The organism is Erythrobacter sp. HI0063, assembly GCF_001635685.1.
GTDB lineage: Bacteria > Pseudomonadota > Alphaproteobacteria > Sphingomonadales > Sphingomonadaceae > Qipengyuania.
Genome location: NZ_LWFF01000139.1, coordinates 1 through 481 on the forward strand (window position 1 = coordinate 1; position 481 = coordinate 481).

Below are 481 nucleotides of genomic sequence, written 5' to 3' on the forward strand. Positions count from 1 at the left end.
CTCTGCACGGGGTGGACAATCCCGATGTCAGCTACCGCGACAGCCTGGCCGAAGAGCATGGCAAGGATGCGGGCAGGTACAGCCTGATCCTCGCCAATCCGCCCTTTGCTGGATCGCTCGATTACGATGCGACCGCCAAGAACCTCCAACAGATCGTCAAGACGAAGAAGACCGAGCTGCTGTTCCTCGCCCTGTTCCTGCGCTTGCTCAAAACGGGCGGACGCGCGGCGGTGGTAGTGCCCGATGGCGTGCTGTTCGGATCATCCAAGGCGCACCAGGAATTGCGCAAGCTGCTGGTCGAGAAGCACAAGCTCGAAGGCGTGCTGAAACTGCCCTCGGGCGTGTTCCGGCCCTATGCGGGCGTGTCGACCGCCGTTCTGTTTTTCACCAAGACCGGCGTAGGCGGGACGGATCATGTCTGGTTCTACGACATGCAGGCCGATGGCTACTCGCTGGACGACAAGCGCACAGCGCTGTTGCC

Annotated in this window: 1 protein-coding gene; it reads left to right on the forward strand. The window is 61.7% G+C overall.

Translation table 11 applies throughout. From position 1 onward, the window contains the following. Positions 1–481: class I SAM-dependent DNA methyltransferase (locus tag A3736_RS05665; RefSeq protein WP_156501993.1), on the forward strand; the 481-nt coding region annotated here is incomplete at both ends.